At 75.6% G+C, this 18,579-nt stretch carries 21 protein-coding genes; 10 read left to right on the forward strand and 11 right to left on the reverse strand.

What is annotated here, in order from left to right; genetic code table 11:
- Nucleotides 1–12: 12 nt before the first annotated feature.
- Both JKP75_RS04650 and JKP75_RS04655 read left to right on the forward strand, forming a co-directional pair.
- Nucleotides 13–243 carry a DUF3618 domain-containing protein gene (locus tag JKP75_RS04650; RefSeq protein WP_200492396.1) on the forward strand — a complete coding sequence of 77 codons (231 nt, stop codon included), beginning with the start codon at nucleotides 13–15 and terminating at the stop codon, nucleotides 241–243.
- A gap of 4 nt (nucleotides 244–247) precedes the next feature.
- Nucleotides 248–739 carry a DUF427 domain-containing protein gene (locus JKP75_RS04655; RefSeq protein ID WP_200492394.1) on the forward strand — a complete coding sequence of 164 codons (492 nt, stop codon included), beginning with the start codon at nucleotides 248–250 and terminating at the stop codon, nucleotides 737–739.
- Between the two features lie 18 nt (nucleotides 740–757).
- Here JKP75_RS04655 and JKP75_RS04660 read toward each other — a convergent pair whose 3' ends face one another.
- Entirely contained in the window at nucleotides 758–1,390 is a 633-nt protein-coding gene (locus JKP75_RS04660) for a TetR/AcrR family transcriptional regulator (RefSeq protein ID WP_200492392.1), read from the reverse strand.
- 138 nt (nucleotides 1,391–1,528) lie between these two features.
- On the opposite strand from JKP75_RS04660, the gene JKP75_RS04665 reads away from it, so the two are divergent.
- Nucleotides 1,529–2,644 carry an EAL domain-containing protein gene (locus JKP75_RS04665; protein WP_200492803.1) on the forward strand — a complete coding sequence of 372 codons (1,116 nt, stop codon included), beginning with the start codon at nucleotides 1,529–1,531 and terminating at the stop codon, nucleotides 2,642–2,644.
- 24 nt (nucleotides 2,645–2,668) lie between these two features.
- Here the strand turns inward: JKP75_RS04665 and JKP75_RS04670 are convergent, their stop codons facing one another.
- Nucleotides 2,669–3,298 (reverse strand): histidine phosphatase family protein, encoded by a 630-nt coding sequence (locus JKP75_RS04670; RefSeq protein WP_309229508.1) that lies wholly within the window; start codon nucleotides 3,296–3,298, stop codon nucleotides 2,669–2,671.
- A gap of 58 nt (nucleotides 3,299–3,356) precedes the next feature.
- Here JKP75_RS04670 and JKP75_RS04675 point away from each other — a divergent pair, with 58 nt between their 5' ends.
- On the forward strand, nucleotides 3,357–4,211 hold the full coding sequence (locus tag JKP75_RS04675; protein ID WP_200492390.1) for an aldo/keto reductase: 855 nt from the start codon (nucleotides 3,357–3,359) through the stop codon (nucleotides 4,209–4,211).
- 78 nt (nucleotides 4,212–4,289) lie between these two features.
- Here the strand turns inward: JKP75_RS04675 and JKP75_RS04680 are convergent, their stop codons facing one another.
- Nucleotides 4,290–5,171: a DUF559 domain-containing protein gene (locus JKP75_RS04680; protein ID WP_200492388.1), complete on the reverse strand. Its 882-nt coding sequence runs from the start codon at nucleotides 5,169–5,171 to the stop codon at nucleotides 4,290–4,292.
- A 162-nt stretch (nucleotides 5,172–5,333) separates the two neighbouring features.
- Between JKP75_RS04680 and JKP75_RS04685 the strand changes: the two genes are divergently transcribed.
- Together JKP75_RS04685 and JKP75_RS04690 are read left to right on the forward strand one after the other, a co-directional pair.
- A complete protein-coding gene (locus tag JKP75_RS04685; protein WP_200492804.1) occupies nucleotides 5,334–6,488 on the forward strand; it encodes an acyl-CoA dehydrogenase family protein in 1,155 nt (384 codons plus the stop codon).
- The gene (locus JKP75_RS04690) at nucleotides 6,481–7,152 is read left to right on the forward strand and encodes a PaaI family thioesterase (protein WP_200492386.1); all 672 of its coding nucleotides are present in this window, start codon (nucleotides 6,481–6,483) and stop codon (nucleotides 7,150–7,152) included. The genes JKP75_RS04685 and JKP75_RS04690 overlap by 8 nt, the downstream gene beginning before the upstream one ends.
- 4 nt (nucleotides 7,153–7,156) lie before the next feature.
- On the opposite strand, the gene JKP75_RS04695 is transcribed toward JKP75_RS04690, so the two are convergent.
- The 6 genes from JKP75_RS04695 to JKP75_RS04720 all read right to left on the reverse strand — a co-directional run bounded on the left by JKP75_RS04695 (nucleotide 7,157) and on the right by JKP75_RS04720 (nucleotide 12,868).
- The gene (locus JKP75_RS04695; RefSeq protein WP_200492384.1) at nucleotides 7,157–8,257 is read right to left on the reverse strand and encodes an NAD-dependent epimerase/dehydratase family protein; all 1,101 of its coding nucleotides are present in this window, start codon (nucleotides 8,255–8,257) and stop codon (nucleotides 7,157–7,159) included.
- Between the two features lie 45 nt (nucleotides 8,258–8,302).
- Nucleotides 8,303–8,641, reverse strand: coding sequence for a cupin domain-containing protein (locus JKP75_RS04700; RefSeq protein ID WP_200492381.1), 339 nt, complete (start codon nucleotides 8,639–8,641; stop codon nucleotides 8,303–8,305).
- Nucleotides 8,544–9,920, reverse strand: coding sequence for an MFS transporter (locus JKP75_RS04705; protein ID WP_200492380.1), 1,377 nt, complete (start codon nucleotides 9,918–9,920; stop codon nucleotides 8,544–8,546). The genes JKP75_RS04700 and JKP75_RS04705 overlap by 98 nt, the downstream gene beginning before the upstream one ends.
- Complete coding sequence (locus tag JKP75_RS04710; RefSeq protein WP_200492378.1) at nucleotides 9,917–10,501, reverse strand: helix-turn-helix domain-containing protein; 585 nt, start codon at nucleotides 10,499–10,501, stop codon at nucleotides 9,917–9,919. Before JKP75_RS04710 ends, JKP75_RS04705 begins: the two co-directional genes overlap by 4 nt.
- Before the next feature lie 138 nt (nucleotides 10,502–10,639).
- Nucleotides 10,640–11,992 (reverse strand): MFS transporter, encoded by a 1,353-nt coding sequence (locus JKP75_RS04715; protein ID WP_200492376.1) that lies wholly within the window; start codon nucleotides 11,990–11,992, stop codon nucleotides 10,640–10,642.
- A 42-nt stretch (nucleotides 11,993–12,034) separates the two neighbouring features.
- Nucleotides 12,035–12,868 (reverse strand): alpha/beta fold hydrolase, encoded by an 834-nt coding sequence (locus JKP75_RS04720; protein WP_200492375.1) that lies wholly within the window; start codon nucleotides 12,866–12,868, stop codon nucleotides 12,035–12,037.
- 85 nt (nucleotides 12,869–12,953) lie between these two features.
- Here JKP75_RS04720 and idi point away from each other — a divergent pair, with 85 nt between their 5' ends.
- The 4 genes from idi (at nucleotide 12,954) to JKP75_RS04740 (ending at nucleotide 15,607) form a co-directional block, all read left to right on the forward strand.
- Entirely contained in the window at nucleotides 12,954–13,496 is a 543-nt protein-coding gene (idi, locus tag JKP75_RS04725; protein ID WP_309229509.1) for an isopentenyl-diphosphate Delta-isomerase, read from the forward strand.
- A 137-nt stretch (nucleotides 13,497–13,633) separates the two neighbouring features.
- Nucleotides 13,634–14,467 carry a polysaccharide deacetylase family protein gene (locus JKP75_RS04730; protein ID WP_200492805.1) on the forward strand — a complete coding sequence of 278 codons (834 nt, stop codon included), beginning with the start codon at nucleotides 13,634–13,636 and terminating at the stop codon, nucleotides 14,465–14,467.
- Nucleotides 14,468–14,540: 73 nt separating this feature from the next.
- Nucleotides 14,541–15,314 carry an SDR family NAD(P)-dependent oxidoreductase gene (locus tag JKP75_RS04735; RefSeq protein ID WP_200492806.1) on the forward strand — a complete coding sequence of 258 codons (774 nt, stop codon included), beginning with the start codon at nucleotides 14,541–14,543 and terminating at the stop codon, nucleotides 15,312–15,314.
- A 74-nt stretch (nucleotides 15,315–15,388) separates the two neighbouring features.
- Nucleotides 15,389–15,607, forward strand: a complete 219-nt coding sequence (locus tag JKP75_RS04740) for a hypothetical protein (protein ID WP_309229511.1) — start codon at nucleotides 15,389–15,391, stop codon at nucleotides 15,605–15,607.
- Nucleotides 15,608–15,611: 4 nt separating this feature from the next.
- Here JKP75_RS04740 and JKP75_RS04745 read toward each other — a convergent pair whose 3' ends face one another.
- Together JKP75_RS04745 and JKP75_RS04750 are read right to left on the reverse strand one after the other, a co-directional pair.
- On the reverse strand, nucleotides 15,612–17,939 hold the full coding sequence (locus tag JKP75_RS04745) for a SpoIIE family protein phosphatase (RefSeq protein WP_200492374.1): 2,328 nt from the start codon (nucleotides 17,937–17,939) through the stop codon (nucleotides 15,612–15,614).
- On the reverse strand, nucleotides 17,936–18,571 hold the full coding sequence (locus JKP75_RS04750; protein ID WP_200492373.1) for a biliverdin-producing heme oxygenase: 636 nt from the start codon (nucleotides 18,569–18,571) through the stop codon (nucleotides 17,936–17,938). Before JKP75_RS04750 ends, JKP75_RS04745 begins: the two co-directional genes overlap by 4 nt.
- Between the last annotated feature and the right edge of the window lie 8 nt (nucleotides 18,572–18,579).

Below are 18,579 nucleotides of genomic sequence, written 5' to 3' on the forward strand. Positions count from 1 at the left end.
CAGGCTGTCGGGGTGCCTCGCGACCCTCGACAGATCCAGCTGGAGATCGACGCCGCCCGCGAGTCGCTGGCCGCCACGCTGGACCAGCTGACCTACCGGACGAGCCCGACGCGCCTGCGCGCCAAGGGGCAGGACGCCGTCGTGCGCTGGCTGCAGACGCCCGCGGGCATGGCCGCCGCCGGCGCCGTAGGCCTGTTCGTCACCTTCGTGGTCGTCCAGCGGGTCCGGCACCGCAAGGGCTGAGCCCGTGGTCCGCCGGGATCCCGTCGGCCCCGGGCAGGAGTCCGTCTGGGACTACCCGCGGCCGCCCTCGGCCGAGGTGGTGGGCCGGCACGTCGTCGTCGAGCTGGGCGGGCGGACGATCGCCGACACCCGGCGGGCGATCCGCGTGTGCGAGACCAGCCACCCGCCGACCTACTACGTGCCCCGGGACGACGTCGTCCCCGGCGTGCTCGAGCGCGCCGCGGGCGGGTCGTGGTGCGAGTGGAAGGGCGCGGCGACGTACTGGGACGCCGTCGTCGACGGCCGCCGCGTCGCCGCGGTGGGCTGGTCCTACGAGCAGCCCACCGCAGGCTTTGAGCACCTCGCCTGCGCCGTCGCGTTCTACCCGGCGCGGGTGGACCGGGCCACCGTGGACGGCGAGCTCGTCCGGCCGCAGCCGGGGGAGTACTACGGGGGGTGGATCACCGACGAGGTGGTCGGCCCCTTCAAGGGCGCGCCCGGCACGTTCGGCTGGTAGCCGGCCGGGCGCGCCGCCTCAGATCCGCGCGCCGTGCGCCCGCAGCAGCGGGACGGCGATGTTCTCGACGACCGCGTCGGCGAACTCCTCGTTGACCGGCTCGCCGTTGACCAGCCAGCGCTGGATGACGGGGGCGCCGATCGCCTCGGCGACCAGGGAGCCGGCGAAACCGGGGTCGGTCTCGCCCCGAGCCTCGGCGCGGGACCACATCTCGTCGAAGGTCTGGCGCCAGATGGCGACCGGGCCGTCGCGGAAGGCCTCGGCCAGCTCCGGGTGGTGCTGCATGGAGGAGAGCATTGCCTGGGTGGCCGCGCCGGCGGGGCTGGTGACCAGCTTCGCCATCGAGCGGAGCAGGACGTGCAGGTCGCCGATGAGCGAGCCGGTGTCGATCTTGGCCTCGGTCTCCGCGGCCTGCGCGGCGTTCAGGTCGGAGACGGTGTCGACGACCAGCTCCTCCTTGGTGCGCCACCGGCGGTAGATCGTCGCCTTGCCGACCCCGGCCTTCGCGGCCACGGCGTCCATGGTGAGCGCGCCGTAACCGACGTCGGCCAGCAACCGGAGGATCGCTGCCCGGATGACCCCGTCCCGGCTGGGATCACGCGGGCGGCCGCCGCGGCTGGGTCGTTGTTCGGAGGCGGAGAGAACGGACATGACCCTAACCTTAGGGACTCAAGTCTCGAAACTGCGACAAGTTCGCCTGTGAGTCGGCTGTGACGCACCCGGTGGGGCCATGACGTGGGTTCGCGCGCGCCTCCAGCACCGCCGCCCGGGGTGGGCCATCCTGCTGGCGTGGGGACGAACTGCGCCGGCGCCTGCAGCTGCCGCGCGCACTGGGAGGTGCCCGGTGCCGCGTCGCGGGTGCTGTTCGCGACCGCTGTCGGGCACGTGCTGCCGACCGTGGCGCGGACCGCGCGCTCGCTCGGCCTCGAGGTGGCCACCGCGCCCCGGCTGGTCGAGGTGGTCGATCCCCGCGGTGGTCGGGGCACCGAGCGGCTCTTCCAGCGGCTGGCCCGCGAGCTGACCGCCGCCGAGCTCGACGCTCTCCGCGTCGCCACCGACCCGCCGGCCGGTGGCGCGGCCCGCACCGCCCGCCTGCTCACCGCCCCCAGCCTCGCCGTCGAGCTGGCCCGGCGGGGCGTGACCGTCGAGGTCGGCGTCCTGGCCGAGGCCGAGCTCTGGTCGGCCTACCAGCCGATCGTCCGGCTGGCCGACCGCACGGTGGTCGCGCACGAGGCGCTGCTGCGCGGCCTCGTCGACGGTCGCGAGGTGGGCGGCGGCGACCTCTTCTTCGTCGCCGAGTCCGCCGGCTGGCTGGACCGCCTCGACCGGATCGGCCGCGAGTCGGCCATCGCCGGGGCGGTGCCCTGGCTGGGGGACCACGACCTGTTCGTCAACTCCGCTCCGTCCTCGATCTACCGGCCGCAGGTCTGCCTGGCCTCCACCGAGCAGGTGGCGCACGCCTCGGGTCTGGCTCCCGAACAGCTGGTCTTCGAGGTCGTCGAGTCCTACGCGATCGCCGACCGCGGGCACCTCGTCTCGGTGCTGGAGCACTACCGCTCCCTGGGCTGGCGGGTCGCCCTGGACGACGTCGGCGCCGGCTGGTCGAGCCTGTCGCTGCTGGCCGCCGTCCGCCCCGAGGTGGTCAAGCTGGGCAAGGGCCTGGTGCAGGCCTTGCCGGACGACGGCGCGCGCACGGTCCTGACGGCGGTCATCGACCTCGCCCACGAGCTCGGCGCGACCGTCGTCGCCGAGGGCGTGGAGAGCGAGGAGCTCGCCGAAGCGGTCACCGCGCTGGGCGCGGACCTCGGTCAGGGCTGGCTGTTCGGCCGCCCGGTCCGGCGCGAGCAGCCCGCGGAGGAGCAGTCCGGCCGCTTTCAGCCGGTGGGGATCACCCGCTCCCGGTAGGGGCAGAAATGGCCATTTCTGCCCTCAGCGCAGGCCCCACCCGGTGAGCGCCGGCCGGTCGTGCTCGTGCCCGAGCACGCCGTAGGCCGCCGGCGGCAGCGCGAACAGCGCCCCCGCATCCGGCGCCAGGCCGAGCCAGCGGGCCGTGAGGATCCGCAGCACGTGCCCGTGGGCGACCAGGGCGACGTCGCCGTCCCCGAGCCGGGCGCGGGCCCGGTCGAGCACGCGGTCCACCCGCACCGCGACCTGCGCCAGCGTCTCGCCGGGGGTCTCGCCCGGCACGGTCCCGTCGGTCCAGATCGACCAGGTGCGACCCAGGTCGGTGCTGATCTCCGCCGTCGTCCGGCCCTCGTAGCCGCCGTAGTCGAGCTCCACCAGGTCCGGATCGGTGCCCGTGACGTGCAGGCCGGCCAGCTCGGCGGTGCGGGCGGCCCGCTGCAGCGGGCTGGTCCACACCGCGGCGAACCGGCGCGACCCGAGGCCGGCGCGCAGCGCCCGCGCCTGCTCCTCGCCCTCGGTCAGGAGCGGCAGGTCGGTGAGCCCCGTGTGCTGCCCGTTCCGGCTCCAGTCGGTCTGGCCGTGCCGCAGCACGATGATCTGCCCCACCCGCCCGCCGATGATCTGCCCCACCCGCCCGCCGATGATCTCTCCCACCCGGCCATCGAACACGCCGCCGGGAACACCCGCCCGCCCGGCGGTGCTGGCCGATGACATGACCACTGCAGAACTCAGCGACACGTTCACCATCGGCGGGGACCTCCCCGTGCACCGCCTCGGCTACGGCGCCATGCAGCTGCCCGGTCCGGGCGTCTGGGGCGAGCCGGCCGACCGCGCCGCCGCCGTCCGCGTCGTCCAGGCCGCCGTCGAGCAGGGGGTCGACTTCATCGACACCGCCGACTCCTACGGACCCGAGGTCAGCGAGCAGATCATCGCCGAGGCGCTGCACCCGTACGGCGAGAACCTGGTCATCGCCACCAAGGCCGGCCTCACCCGGCAGGGCCCCGGCATCTGGACGCCGGTCGGCCGCCCCGCCTACCTCAAGCAGCAGGTCGAGCTCTCCCTGCGGCACCTCAAGGTGGACCGCATCGACCTGATCCAGCTGCACCGCATCGACGCCGAGGTGCCGCTGGCCGACCAGCTCGGTGCCTTCGCCGAGCTCAAGGCCGAGGGCAAGGTCCGCCACATCGGCGTCTCCGAGGTGTCGGTGGAGGAGCTGGAGGCGGCCCGCGAGATCACCGAGATCGTCAGCGTCCAGAACCTCTACAACCTCACCAACCGGCAGAGCCAGGACGTGCTCGACTACGCCACGGCCGAGGGCATCGCCTTCATCCCGTGGTTCCCGATCGCGACCGGTGACCTGGCCTCGCCCGAGAGCCCGGTGGCCGACATCGCCCGCGAGCTGGACGCCACGCCGTCCCAGGTCGCGCTGGCCTGGCTGCTCCAGAAGTCGCCGGTCATCCTGCCGATCCCCGGCACCAAGTCCGTCGACCACCTCACGGAGAACCTGGGCGCCGCCGGCGTCCGCCTCTCCGCCGAGGACATGGCCCGCCTGGACGCGCTCGCCTGATCCACCCCGGGACTGCGCGAGTCATGCGAACTCGTGGTCATCGCGGGCTGACGGCCACGAGTTCGCATGACTCGCCGGTCACCGGGGTCGCCCGGCGGTGAGCGCGGCCCGGATCGCGGCGACCACCTGCTCCGGGCGGCCCCGCACGTCGGCGGACGTGAACCGCAGGACCGTCCACCCGGCCAGCACGAGACCGTTCTGCCGCCGGAGGTCCTCGACGAAGACCCGGCGCTCGCGGTGCACATCGCCGTCGAACTCGACCAGCACGCGGTGCTCCGGCCAGGCCAGGTCCACCATCCCGAGGAAACGGCCCCCTGCGCGGACGACGTGCTGCAGCACCGGTCGCGGCAGCCCGGCGACGTGCAGCAGCCACCGCAGCACCGACTCCATCGGGGACCCGGCCAGCCGGTCGGCGCACGGGAGGACCTGCCGGGCCGTGGCGACGCCCCGCCGTCCCGCGGAGCGCGCGACGATCGCAGGGAACTCGTCCTCGGGGAAGCCCCGGGCCAGCATCTGGTCGGTCACGGCCAGCAGGGACGCCGGCGGCACCGTGGCCGCCAGGTCGATCCAGGTGCGGCTCGGGGAGGTGACCACGATCCCGTGGCGACGCCGGGTTTCCGGAGCCGGCACGTCCGAGAAGTGCAGGCGGCGGTCGCGGCGGTGACGTCGCCGGACGTTGCGCGGAACGGTGACGTGGACGGGCTGGTCCCGCGGGACGAGCGGCACCTCGAGGCCCCAGAGCGACGCCGCGGTGAGATGGCTGATCACCGCGCCGTCGGGAGCGCCCAGGAGCACGGCCTGGATCTGCGCCAGCTCGTCGGCGACGGCCGGCAGGTAGGTGTCCCGCGACGAGCGGCGGACGCCGGCGTGCCGCAGCTGCCAGTCGGTGATCCCGGCCTCGCGGGCGCCCCGCCGGTCCAGCGGGCCGGGGACACGCGGCGGGACCGGCGGCGTGGGCATGCGGGCAGCGTGCCGAACGGAGGCGCCAGCTCGTCGACGTCGTCCACAGGTGGCCCGAGTTCTACGAACTCGTGGTCATCGCGGGCTGATCGCCACGAGTTCGCAGAACTCGCGGACGGACCCGGCGCGACGACGAGGTGCGGCACGCGTCACCATGGCGTCATGGACGCCGAGGACTTCCGCCAGGTCAGGGACGCCGTTCGCCAGCTGGTGCGCGAGGAGGTCATCCCGCTCGAGGAGCGCATCGAGGAGGAGGACCGGATCCCCGACGAGCTCCGCGCCCAGATCGCCGAGATGGGGCTGTTCGGCTACGCCCTCCCCGAGGAGTACGGCGGCCTGGGCGTCGGGATGGTCGAGGACGTCGCGCTGGCCATGGAGTTCGGCTACACGACGCCGGCCTTCCGCTCGCTGTTCGGCACCAACAACGGCATCGCCGGCCAGGTGATCGCCAAGTTCGGCAGCGACGAGCAGAAGAAGAAGTACCTGCCCGGGCTGGCTGCCGGCGAGCTGATCGGCTCGTTCGCGCTCACCGAGGCCGAGGCCGGCTCGGACCCCGCCGGGCTGCGCACCTCCGCCCGCCGCGACGGCGACAGCTGGGTCATCAACGGCAGCAAGCGCTACATCACCAACGCCCCGCTGGCCGACCTGTTCATGGTCTTCGCCCGCACCAACCCCGAGGAGAAGGGCGGCCGGGGCATCTCGAGCTTCGCCGTCGAGACCTCGACGCCCGGCGTCACCGTGGGCCCGAAGGACAAGAAGATGGGCCAGTCGGGAGCCTGGACCGCCGAGGTGTTCTTCGACGACGTGCGGGTGCCCGCCGAGGCGCTGATCGGCGAGGAGGGCCGCGGCTACGCCAAGGCGCTCACCGTGCTCTCCCGCGGCCGGCTGCACATCGCCGCGCTCTGCGTCGGCATGGCCCAGCGGGTGCTCGACGAGTCGGTCGCCTACGCCGCCACCGCCAAGCAGGGCGGCGCGCCGATCGGCCGGTTCCAGCTGGTGCAGGCCATGCTGGCCGACATGCACGCCGAGCTGCTCGCCGGCCGCAGCATGGTCCGCGAGGTCGCGGCCCGCTACGACAGCGGCGAGGACATGTCCATCGGCCCCTCGTCGGCCAAGCTCTACTGCACCGAGATGGTCGCCCGGGCCACCGACAACGCCGTCCAGATCCACGGCGGCATGGGGTACCTGCGCTCCACCCCGGTCGAGCGGTTCTACCGCGACGCCCGCCTGTTCCGCCTCTACGAGGGCACCAGCGAGGTGCAGCGCGTGATCATCGGCGGCGGGCTGCTGCGCGAGGCCGGCATGCCACGTGGCTGAGGACCGGGAGGCGCGGCGCGCGGTCGTCGGCGGGCTCGGGGACGCGCTGCGGGAGCTGGTCGACGCCGCCGTCCGCACCGAGGTGCCGATGGCCGAGCTCGACGACGTCGCGACGGCGGTGCGGGCCCTCGCCGAGCGGCTCAACGCCGACCGCCGCGACCTGCACGAGATCGCCACCGTGGACGACCCGGAGACCGGCGAGCGCTGGTTCAGCCCGGTCTACGGGCCCGGCAACCCGGTGGCGCCGCCGGTGCACGCCAGCGACTCGCCCGACGGTCGGTCGGTCGGCCGGGTCACCTTCGGCAAGGCCCACGAGGGCCCGCCCGGGCTGGTGCACGGCGGCGTCGTCGCCACCGTCCTGGACCACGTGCTGGCGCGCGCCGTGCGCGCGGCGGGGCGCGGCGGGCTCACCGCGACGCTCACCGTCACCTACCGGCGGCCGGTGCCGCTGGGCGTGCCGGTGGTCGCCAAGGCGGAGATGGGCGCGACCGAGGGGCGGCGCACCGTCGCCACCGCCCGGCTGGTCGCCGAGGACGACCCGGCGACGACGCTCGCCGAGGCCGAGGGGCTGTTCGTGGCGCTGCGCCCCGAACGGGCCGCCGACGTGTTCGCCGCGACCGGCCGCCCGGTCGCGGCGTGGACGACCCGCACCGGCGACCAGTAGCGGTTCAGCCGGGGCCGGGTGCGCCCGCGGGATCGAGTTCGGGGCCGTTCGCCGGCCGGAGCAGCGCGCCCGGTCCGCCGGTGCCGGCGGCCAGCGCGGCGACGAACGAGCGCAGCACGTCGTCGCTGCGGTGCGCGGGTGCCCAGCCCAGCTGCGTGCGGGCGCGCGTGGTGTCCATGGCCGGCAGGGACGTGCCCAGGTCCAGCCACCCGGGTTCCGTGGGCACCAGGTGCGCCGCGAACGCGACCTGCAGGGGGACGCGCACCGCCATGGCGGGCACCGGGACCCGGCGGCTGCCCAAGGCCTCGGCGATCCCGGCGGCGTCCAGCAGCGGGTCGGCGGCGATGTTGAAGGGGCCGGGCGCCCGCCGGTCGACGATGCGGACCAGCGCGTCGGCGACGTCGTCGGCGTGCACGAAGGACAGCGCCAGGTCCGGCAGCGGCAGCGGCAGGAGCCGGGCGAGCGCGCCGGGGACGTGCCGGGCGGCGGCGAAGAGCAGCGGGCCCAGGAAGTAGCGGCCGATCTCGCTGCCCGCCTCGGGCTGGAGGACCAGGGTCGGCCGCGCGATCGACAGCACGGTCGACGTCCGGTGCGCGAGGACCTGGCGCACGACGCGTTCGGCCTCGACCTTGTCCCGGCTGTACTGGGCACTCGGGATGCCGGTGGTCGGCCAGTCCTCGCCCACCTGCCGGCCGACGGCCCCCGCGGCGTAGGCGCCGATGGAGGACATGTGCAGGACGTGCGGCACCCCCGCGGCGGCGGCCGCCCGGGCCACCCGCCACGAGCCGTCGACGTTCACCCGGTGCAGCCGGTCGGGCTGCCGGCCGGGCTGCAGCGCCCAGGCGAGGTGCACCACCACGTCGGCGCCGTCGACGAACTCGGTCAGGACGTCGTCGCTGCCCGCGTCGCCCAGGTCGGCGGAGAACCACCGCACGCTGTCGTAGGGCGCGACGGCCGGCGGCGTCCGGCGGGCCAGCCCGCGCACCTCCGCGACGCCGCTGCCCGGCGCGGTGAGCAGCCGCAGCAGCGCCGTCCCCACGTTGCCGCTCGCGCCGGTGACCGCGACCGTGGCGCCCTGCAGGTGTCCGGGGGAGAGCTCAGCCATGACCTGCCGCTACCCGGGCGGCCCGGTGCCAACCGGCGTCCCGGCTCACTCCGGGCCCAGGTGCCCGCCGTCCGGGTCCGCCGACCGGCCCTCCTTGAGCTCGACGAAGAGGGCGTGGGAGGCGGTGTCGCCGGTGTTCTCCCCGGCGTGCCGCTGCGCGGGCAGCCACCCGGCGCGGCCGGCGGTCAGCTCGACGTCCCGGTGCTCCCCGCCCGCGTGCAGCCGCCGGCGGAACGAGCTGAGCGTGACCATCACGCTGTCCGGGTGCTCGTGCGGGGTGGTGCGGTCACCCGGCGCGTCGGTGTACTCCAGCACCCGCACGCGCTCGTTCTCGAAGACCACGCGGTAGTGCTGCGGGTTGGTGACGACGGGGTCGAGGGTCATGCCGGGACTGTCCACCGCCGGGTGCGCCCGGACCAGGGTCCTCGGGCCGCAGGCCGAGGGAGACGACCGCCACCAGCAGCATCGCGCCGGTGCCGGCGAGCAGCCCGGTGGCCAGGCTCGTCGCGTCGGCCAGCCGCGGCACGACCAGGCTGCCGAGCACGCCGCCGAGCATCAGCGCCAGCGACGACACCGAGACGGTGGTCGAACGCCGGCCCGAGTCCGTCCGGTCGTGCAGCAGCTGCTTGCGCGCGGGCCAGGCGGCGGCGTTGAGCAGGTAGAACAGCGCGTAGGCGACGGCGGCGGGCGCGACACCGGGCGCGCCGGCCACCGCCGCGACGGCCCCCGCTGCCAGCACCGAGGTGCCGGCGCTGACGGCCACGACCGAGCCGCGGGCCGCCCGCCCCAGCGCCGGGGCGAGCAGCGCGCCGAGCGCGGCGGCGCCGAAGGAGACCGCGGTGACCACGCCGAAGACGGCCGAGCCGCGCTCGGGGGAACCGGCGAGGTCGGCGAAGTGCAGCGGGCCGAGCAGCTCGAGGGAGGTGAGCACCACCCCGACGAGGAACGCGACGCCCAGCAGCAGGCGGAGCAGCCGGTCGCGCAGGACCCCGCGCACCGCCGTCCCGACGACGAGCGGCACCTCCCGCATCCCGGCGCGCAGTGCGGGCCGCCCGGACGCCGGAGGGCGCCGGACCGGCACCACCAGCACGAGGACGGCGGTGACGTGCACCAGCGCGAGGGCGGCGGCCAGCACGAGTGGCGCCGCGAGGGCGGCCGCGCCGCCGCGGTCGAGGAGCAGCGGCAGGGTGCCGCCCAGCACCGCGCCCGCGGTCAGGCCGCCGGCGTCGGCCGCGCCGGCCTGCGCCAGGCCGCGGGACACGTCGGCGCCTGGGTCCCCGCCGCGGACGGCGTCCACGTACCAGGCCTCGAGCGGCCCGGAGTCCAGGGCGCGGGCGACGCCCTGCAGGGACCAGGCGAGCGCGAAGGCGGGCACCGAGTCCGCGACGGCCATGGTGAGCAGCCCCGCCGTGGTGAAGACCCCGGCGGAGGTGAGCACCGCGCGGTGGCCCAGGGCGTCGGCGAACCCGCCGGTGGGCAGCTCGAGCACGAGGGTCACCGCGCCGTAGAGCGCCACGCACAGCCCGATGTCGGCGGGGGAGAGCCCCCGCGCGGTGGCCAGCAGCACCGAGACCGGCACGACGATGCCGACCGGCAGCCAGCGCAGCGCGGTCAGGCCGACGAACCGCCGGCGGGCGCGGTCCGCGGTGAGGGCGGCGGTCACAGCGGCTGCTCCTCGAGGGGGAAGAGGTCCAGCAGCAGGCGGACCAGCGGCTGCCCGGGCTCCTCGTGCTCGTCGCGCCAGCGCTGGACGACGGCGTTGAGCTCGCCGACCAGCTCGCGGGCCCGGGCGGGGGAGAGGCGCAGCGCCCAGTCGTTGAGCGAGGCGGTGGCGCGCCACTCGTCGTCGTCCTGCTCGCGGTTGGCGGCGAACGCGGCGAGCATCCGTCGCTGCTGCGCGACCAGCCGGTCGGTGAGCTCGTCGACGACCTCCCGGCCGCCGGGCTCGGCCAGCAGCTCCTCGCTGTTCCAGCGGGTGCTGCGGTGCAGCGCCCGCCACCACCGCTCGCGGCCGGTGCCCTCGCCGGGGACCTCCTCCACGAAGCCGAAGCCGGCCAGCTGGCGGAGGTGGTAACTGGTCGCCCCGCTGCTCTCGCCGAGCCGCTCGGCCAGCCGGCTGGCGGTGGAGGGCCCGTCGCTGCGCAGCGCGGCGAGCAGGCTCATCCGCAGCGGGTGGGCCAGCGCGCGCAGCGCCCGGACGTCACGGACGTCGATCGCAGGTTCAGGAGGCGGGGTGGGTGCCACGCGTCCACGGTAGATTGCAAAGAGATGTTTGCAAAGGTTTCTTTGCAGAGCTGCCGATGGTGCGCGGGCGGCGTCCTCCCTGCCCGCAGCGCGTCCTCCCTCGTGGTGCGCGGTGGGGGAGGACGCTCGACGATCAGGTCACCTGATCGTGGCGGGGGCGGCGGGGTCGTGCTCGAGGGCCTGGCCGCGGCGCTCGGGCAGCGCCAGCGAGGCGAGCGCGGCGAGGGCGAAGAAGGCGGCGAACACGCCGAACACCAGGCCGGTGCCGCCGGCGTCGACCAGGGGCGGCACGCACAGCGGAGCGGCGATCGAGGCCAGCCGGCCGAAGCCCGCGGCCGCGCCGGCGCCGGTGGCCCGCAGTGCGGTCGGGTAGATCTCCGGCGTCACGGCGTAGAGGGCGCCCCACGCGCCGAGGTTGAAGAACGACAGCACCATGCCGGTGAGCAGGACGGTGGTGTCACCGTCCGCGGAGGCGAACAGCACCGCGCCCAGCGCCGAGCCGACCAGGAACGTGGCCAGCGTCGGGCGGCGGCCCCACTTCTCGATGAGCACGGCGGCCGTCGCGTACCCGGGCAGCTGGGCCAGCGTGATGATCAGCGTGTACTGGAAGGACTTGACCAGCGAGAAGCCGTCCTCGAACAGCAGCGTCGGCAGCCAGATGAAGGCGCCGTAGTACGAGAAGTTGATGCCGAACCAGACCGTCCACAGCGCGGCGGTGCGCCCGCGTGTCCCCGGCGCCCACAGCGCCCGCAGCCCGGGCGCCGGAGGTGCCGGCGGGGCCTGGGGGGAGGGCGCCGGCGCGACACCGGCCGCCGTCTCGAAGCGGCGCACGGTCGCCTCGGCCTCGTCGGTGCGCCCGCGCAGCTCCAGGAAGCGCACCGACTCCGGGAGCCCGCGGCGCACCACGACGGCGTACAGCGCGGGCAGCGCGCCGAGCGCGAGCGCCCACCGCCAGCCGTCGTCGCTGCGCGGGACGACGAAATAGCCGATCAGCGCCGCCAGCGTCCAGCCCACCGCCCAGAACGCCTCGAGCAGCACGACGACCCGGCCGCGCACCCGCGCCGGCGCGAACTCGCTGACCAGCGTGGAGGCGACCGGCAGCTCGGCGCCCAGGCCCAGACCGATGAGGAAGCGGAACACCAGCAGCGCGCCCACCGACCACGACAGCGCCGCCGCGCCGGTGGCGAAGCCGAAGACCAGCAGGGTCAGCGCGAACACCTGGCGGCGGCCGAAGCGGTCGGCCAGCAACCCGCCCAGCGTCGCGCCCAGCGCCATCCCGGCGAAGCCGATGGAGCCGATCCAGGACAGCTCGGTCGAGGTGAGCGCCCACTGGGCCGCGAGCGCCGTCATCACGAACGAGATGAGGCCGACGTCCATCGCGTCCAGGGCCCAGCCCAGGCCGGAGCCGAACACCAGCCGGCCGTGCTCCCGGGTGAAGGGCAGCCGGTCGAGCCGCTGGGCCCGGGAGGTCGGGGACGTCGTCGCCGTCATGCGGTCAGTCTGCCGACGACGTGGCGCCCCTGCCCGCGCTGGTCAGGGAGCGGCGCGGACGTGCGCGGTCACCAGCTCGGCGACGCGGTCGGCGGCCAGCTCGGGCAGCCAGTGCGGCACGCCGTCGAGCACCTCCAGCCGGTAGGGGGCGTCGACGTAGCGGGCGGTCGCCTCGGTGGCGGCCCGGCCGAGGAAGGGGTCGCCGGTGCTCCACACGTGCAGCGTGGGCACCCGCACCGTGCCCACCGGGTCGCGCGCCGACCACGGCAGCGCCCGGTACCAGCCCAGCGCGCTGGAGAGCGCGCCCGGCTCCCGCATGCGGCGGACGTAGTGGTCGACGAGGTCGTCGGCCAGGCCACCGCGACGCAGCACCCGGCGCAGGACCGCGCCGTCGCCGGCGAGCAGCAGCTGCTCGGGCACGACCGGCAGCTGGAACACCGCCATGTAGAGCGAGCGCAGCGCCTGGTCGCTGGTGACCATCGCCTTCGACATCGCCGCCGGGTGCGGCACCGACAGAGCGGTGAGGGTCCGCACCCGGTCGGGGTACCAGGCGCCCAGCGCCCAGGCGACGCCGGCGCCCCAGTCGTGCCCGACCACGTGCGCGCTCTCCAGCCCGGCCGCGTCGAGCAGGGCGAGCACGTCACCGGCGGTCTGCCGCAGCCCGTAGTGCGCTCGCACCCTCGGCCGGGCCATGGGGGAGCAGCCGCGCTGGTCCGGCGCCAGGGTGCGCAGCCCGTGCTGGTGCAGCGCGGGGGCCACGCGGTCCCAGGCGGCGGAGTCCTGCGGGAAGCCGTGCAGCAGGACGACGGGCTCGCCGTCGGCGGGGCCGGCGTCGCGGACGTCGAAGGTCAGGCCGTCGCGGCGGAAGCTGTCCATGCCCCGACTCTGCCCCGCGCCGGCCCCGCGCGCACCGGGTGCACCGGCACGGGCGGGTGTCGCCCCGGTCAGGGACGATGGGCCGGTGACCTCCCCCTCTCCCGAGATGATCGTCCTGGTCGACGACGACGGCCGGGCCATCGGCACGATGCCCAAGCCGCTCGTGCACCACGGGGAGACGCCGCTGCACCGCGCCTTCTCGGCCTACCTCTTCGACGACGCCGGCCGGCTGCTGGTCACCCGCCGGGCCGCGGGCAAGCAGACCTTCCCGGGCATGTGGACCAACACCGTGTGCGGCCACCCCGGTCCGGACGAGGACGACGCCGCCGCGATCGCCCGCCGTGCCGCGTTCGAGCTGGGCCTGCAGGTGCGCGACCTGCGCCCTGCCGTGCCCGGGTACCGGTACCGCGCCGAGTTCCAGGGCGTCGTGGAGAACGAGATCTGCCCGGTCTACCTCGGCCGGTTCGCCGGCTCGCCCGCGCCCGAGCCGACCGAGGTCGGCGAGTGGGAGCTGCTCGACTGGGCGGCGTTCCGCCGCCGGCAGGAGACCGAGGGCGACGCCTGGTCGCCCTGGTGCCGCGAGCAGGCGCGGCTGATCGAGGAGGCCGGGCTGGTCCCGGCCGCCTGACCCGCCGTGATCGCAGCAGCACGGCCGGTGATCGCATCTCGTCACGCTGTGCAACCCTCCGGCTGCGCTCCGAACGGCTGCGGCGCGTCGCCCGGTGCCTCCACCGGCGCGCCGGGAGCCGCTGCTGCACTCGCGGCATGGAGCGACGCCGGTTCCTGCTGACGCTCGCCGCAGGACTCGCCGTGGCCGCCACCGGGCGGGGGGCGGTCACGGGCACGCGCGCGGGGGAGGGCGACCCCGTCGCGCCGCCCGCCCCGCCGCGCCCCGACCCGGTCGAGGCCGCCGTCGAGGTGCCGGCCGGCCCGCTCCCGCCGCCCACCGGCGTGGTCACCGCGCTCCCCGGCGAGGGGGACGGGCTCGCGCTGACCATCGACGACGGCACGAGCAGCGAGGTGGTCGCCGCCTTCGCCGCGCTCGCCGTCGACACCGGCATCCGGCTCACCTTCTTCCCGAACGGCTGCTACCGCTCGTGGGAGGAGAACGCGGCGACCCTCCGCCCGCTCGTGGAGTCCGGCCAGGTGGCCCTGGGCAACCACACCTGGTCCCATCCCGACCTGACCACGCTGGACGACGCAGGGGTGGCCGAGGAGATCACCCGCAACCGCGACTTCCTGGAGGCGACGTTCGGCGTCCGGACGCCCTTCCTCCGCCCGCCCTTCGGCGCGCACGACGGGCGCACCGACCGCATCGCCGCCGACCTCGGCCACCCGACGATCGCCATGTGGAACGGCACGCTGGGCGACTCCCGCGTGCTCACCGGGGCCGAGCTGGTCGGGTACGCCCGCGAGTGGTTCACCGCGCAGGCCATCGTCGTCGGGCACGCCAACCACCGGAGCGTCACCACCGTCTACGGCGAGCTGCTCGACCTCCTGCGCGAGCGCCGGCTGCGCACGGTCACCCTCGCCGACGTCTGGGCGGTGCCCCGCCCACCGTTCTCCGGCGTCGCCGCCACCGCCCTCGTCCGCCGCTGAGCGTCCCGCGCTGCGGACCGCCGGGTTCTCCGCGAGGCTGTCCGGAGCCGATCGGGACTGACTGGGGGACCGGATGCAGGAGCCGTTGGAGGGGCGCGTCGCGCTCGTCACGGGCGCCGCGAGCGGGCTCGGCCGGGCCACCGCGCTCGCCCTGGCCGAGGCCGGGGCGCACGTGGCCATCGCCGACATCGACGACGCCGGCAGCGAGGTGACGCGCGGCCTGGTCGCCGACGCGGGCGGCAGCGCGGAGGTCGTCGCCCTCGACGTCACCGACGACGAATCCCGGCGCGGCGTCGTCGGCGGGCTCTTCGACGCGCACGGCGACAGCTTCGACATCCTGGTCAACGTCGCCGGCATCGACCGGCCCGGCTACATCACCGACATCGACCTGGCCGACTACCGGCGGGTGCAGGCGGTGAACTTCGAGGGCCCGGTCTTCCTCACCAGCGAGTTCACCAAGCGGGTGCAGCACCTGCCCGAGGGGCGCACCGCCGACGTCGTCCACATCGTGTCGCTCTCGGCGATCACTTCGGGCAGCGGGGCCATCGCCTACAACGGCTCGAAGGCCGGCTTCCTCAACGCGACCCGGTGCATCCAGCGGGAGCTCCGCGAGAAGGCGGTCCGGCAGCCCGACGGCAGCGAGCGGCCCTTCCCGTGCCGGGTGCAGGCGGTCGTCCCGGCGGCGATGGACACCCCGATGATGGAGCAGTGGGGCATCCCCTCCCACCTGATGATGCCGCCGGCCGCGGTCGCGGAGATGGTGCGCACCCTCGTGCTGCTGCACCCGTCGGCGTTCGTGCCGGAGATGCAGATCGTGCCGCGCCTCGAACCGAACTTCCCTCGGTGAGCCGGGGAGAGGAGGCTTCGTGAGCATGGCTGCAGCGGATGGGAGCGACCCGGGGATGCCCGGGTGCCGACGCGGTGGAACCCCGGAGCCGGTTGGGGCCCGGCGACCTCGCCCCCGACGAGGAGCGGCTGCTCGCCGCCCTCGAGCGGGACGCGCGCGGGCTCCCGGAGATCCCGGTGCGGGACACGATCCCCGAGGTCACGCAAGCGGTGAGCGCCCGCCCGGGTGACCGGGTCGGCCCACCGGACGACGGGCTGACCCCGCTGTTCGCCGCGCCCGAGCTCGACGACTGACCGCTCAGGCCCCCGGGCTCACCCGGACGGCCAGCAGCGCGACGTCGTCCTCGGCGCGGCCGGGGAGGAGCCGGCCCAGCAGCGCGTCGCACAGCTCGGCCACCGGGGAGTCGCGCAGGTCGGTGAGGGCGCCGGCCAGCAGCGCGACGCCGTCGTCGAAGACCTGGTCGCGGCGCTCCACGAGCCCGTCGGTGCAGACCAGCAGCGTGCTGCCCGGCGGGAGCAGCAGCTCCTGGTCGGTGCGCGGCCGGGCCGGGTCGACGCCGAGCAGCAGCCCGGGGCGCGCGCCGTCCAGCACCTCGACGGCGCCGTCGGGGGTGAGCAGCAGCGGCGGGAGGTGCCCGGCGCTGGCCCAGCGCAGCCGTGCGGGGCCCCCGGGCCCGGCCGGCGGCTCCAGCCGGCCGACCAGCACCGTGGCCATCGCCCCGAGGACCAGGCCCTCGATCGCGGCGTCCAGCCGGCTCAGGACGTCGGCCGGGCCGGCGCTGCTCGCGTAGGCGATGCCGCGCAGCAGCCCGCGCAGCTGGCCCATGGTGGCGGCGGCCCGCGTGTCGTGGCCCACGACGTCGCCGATGACCACGGTGGTCGAGCCGTCGGGCTGGGTGAAGACGTCGTACCAGTCGCCGCCGACCTGGGCCTCGCGCGCCGCCGGCACGTACCGCACGGCCAGGTCGAAGCCCGCGGGCGCGACCGGTGCGGTGAGCAGGCTGCGCTGCAGCGTCTCGGCGGCGCGCACCACGCTCCGCGAGCGGGCGTAGAGGGCCTCGAGCAGGGAGGTGCGCAGCTCGCCGGCCTCGGCGAGCTCCGCGGCGGTCCAGGGCTCCGACCGGCCCCGGACGGTCTCCCGCCACGCGTCGAAGGACTTGCGCGGGCTCAGCCGCACGTCGTCGCCCTCGCCCTCGGCGATCGCCTTGTTGTGCGGGTCGCCGCCCCAGTCGATGTGCCGCACGGCCTCGTCCCGGAACCACAGCACGTACTGCCCGCCCGGCAGCGGCAGCACCAGCGCCCCGCGCACCGGGACCTCGTCGGCCACGACTCCCGGGGCGTCCGCCGGCAGCGCGTCGGACGCGACGACGTCAGACCCCTGGCGCGCGGCCCAGGCGGCGAGCGCGTCGGCGACTGCCCCGGGCAGCTCGGCGCCGCTGCTGCGGGTGCGCCCCTGCAGCCGGACGACGACGCCGTCGGCGGGCACCAGGTCGAGCAGGCCGGGGGAGCCCAGCAGCGCGTCGGTCAGGGCCCGGTCCTCGTCCAGCGCCGCGGTGGCGAGCCGGGTCAGCGTGGTCCGCGCCTGGAGCGCGCGCCGGACCTCGTCCTCCTCGGCCCGGTCGACCAGGCGCAGCGACAGCGTCGACCCGAGGAACTCCGCCGCCGCGCGGGTGGCGTAGGGCGGGGCGTGCGGACCGCTGTAGTGGTGGCAGGCGATGAGGCCCCACAGCCGCTCGCCGCGCAGCAGCGAGATCGACATGGAGGCGTGCACGCCCATGTTGCGCAGGTACTCGACGTGGATCGGCGAGACGCTGCGCAGGGTGGAGAAGGTGAGGTCCAGCGGCTCGCCGCTGACCGGGTGCGCGACCGGGTGGATCGGCGAGGGCACGTAGCTCACGTCCGAGATCAGCCGGACCCAGTTCTTCTCGTACAGCGCCCGCGCCTGGGCCGGGATGTCGCTGGCCGGGTAGTGCAGGCCGAGGAAGGAGTTGAGGCCCTCGACCTTCGCCTCGGCGACGACCTCGCCGTTGTAGTCGGCGTCGTAGCGGTAGACCATCACCCGGTCGAAGCCGGTCAGGCTGCGCACCGCCTGCGCGGTGATGTCGTACAGCTCCTGCAGCGAGCTCGCCCGGTTGAGGTCGGCGATCGTCCCCCGGACCGCCTGGTAGGTGTTCGGGAAGGAGAACGGCCGCGGACCGCGGGCCGGCTCCAGCTCCACCACCAGGCAGGCGACCGGCGCGCCGTCCGGGCCGTTCCGCCCGGCCCGGACCACGACCCGGTGCAGCAGCGCGTCCACCGGCTCCTGCCGGCCGCCGACGTCGAGGGTGACCTCGACGGGGTTGCGCTCCCGGAGGTCGCCGAACGCGCTCGCCGAGCGCACCACCGCGCCGGCCGCCGCGACCCCGATGACCTCGGACAGCGGGCGGCCGAGCGCCTCCTGCCACGGCATGCCGACGAGCTGCTCGAGGTTCTCCGACGCCTGCTCCACGACGAGGTCGGGGTCGCTGACGGCGAGCAGCACGCCACGGGGCTGGATGCTGCCCGGCACGTGGATGGGCTCGCGCTCGCAGTTGGTGAGGTCCACCGGGGTGCCCGGGGTCAGGAGGTCGATCTCCCCGGCCGTCACGCGGGAACGCCCGGCCGCGCCGCCGGACGGCACCAGCCGGCCAGGTCCGCGAAGGTGCTGCGCGCGGCGGCGAGCACCGCGGTGGCGTCGCCGCCCCCGGCGACCCGGGCGCGGGTGGCGCGCCGGAACGCCGCCCACATCGCCCCGGTCTCGCTGCCGTAGGGGGAGAAGGCGCGGATCGTCACGTCGGCCAGGCCGGGCAGCCCCGCGAGGTGGCGGTCGATGAAGACCCCGCCGAGCGTGGAGCCCTCGAGCACGTACATCCGGCCCAGCGCCTCGTCGGTGCCCCCGACGGGCGGCAGCTCGGGCGATCCGGCCGACGGTGCGGCGCCCAGGGCGGCGAGGTCGCCGGCGAACAGCGCGGTGCGGCGGCGGCGGGGCCAGGTCAGGGGCTCGGCGTCGGCGGGGTGCTCGCCGGCCCACCGGTCCAGACCGGCCTCGGCCGCGCGCCAGAAGCCGTGCATCAGGTCCAGGACGTGCGCCAGCCGGTCGCGGTCCAGGTCCGGGTCGAGCAGCGCGAGGGTGCGCTCGACGTCCTCGTGCTCGGCCGCCGTCCCCGTCCGGAGCAGGCGCAGCACGTCCTCGTCGGTGCTGCCGTCGTCAGGGCGTGCAGCCTCGTTCCCCGCATCCATCGCCCTCG

The sequence above is a fragment of the Blastococcus sp. TML/M2B genome, from assembly GCF_016612865.1.
Lineage (GTDB): Bacteria > Actinomycetota > Actinomycetes > Mycobacteriales > Geodermatophilaceae > Blastococcus.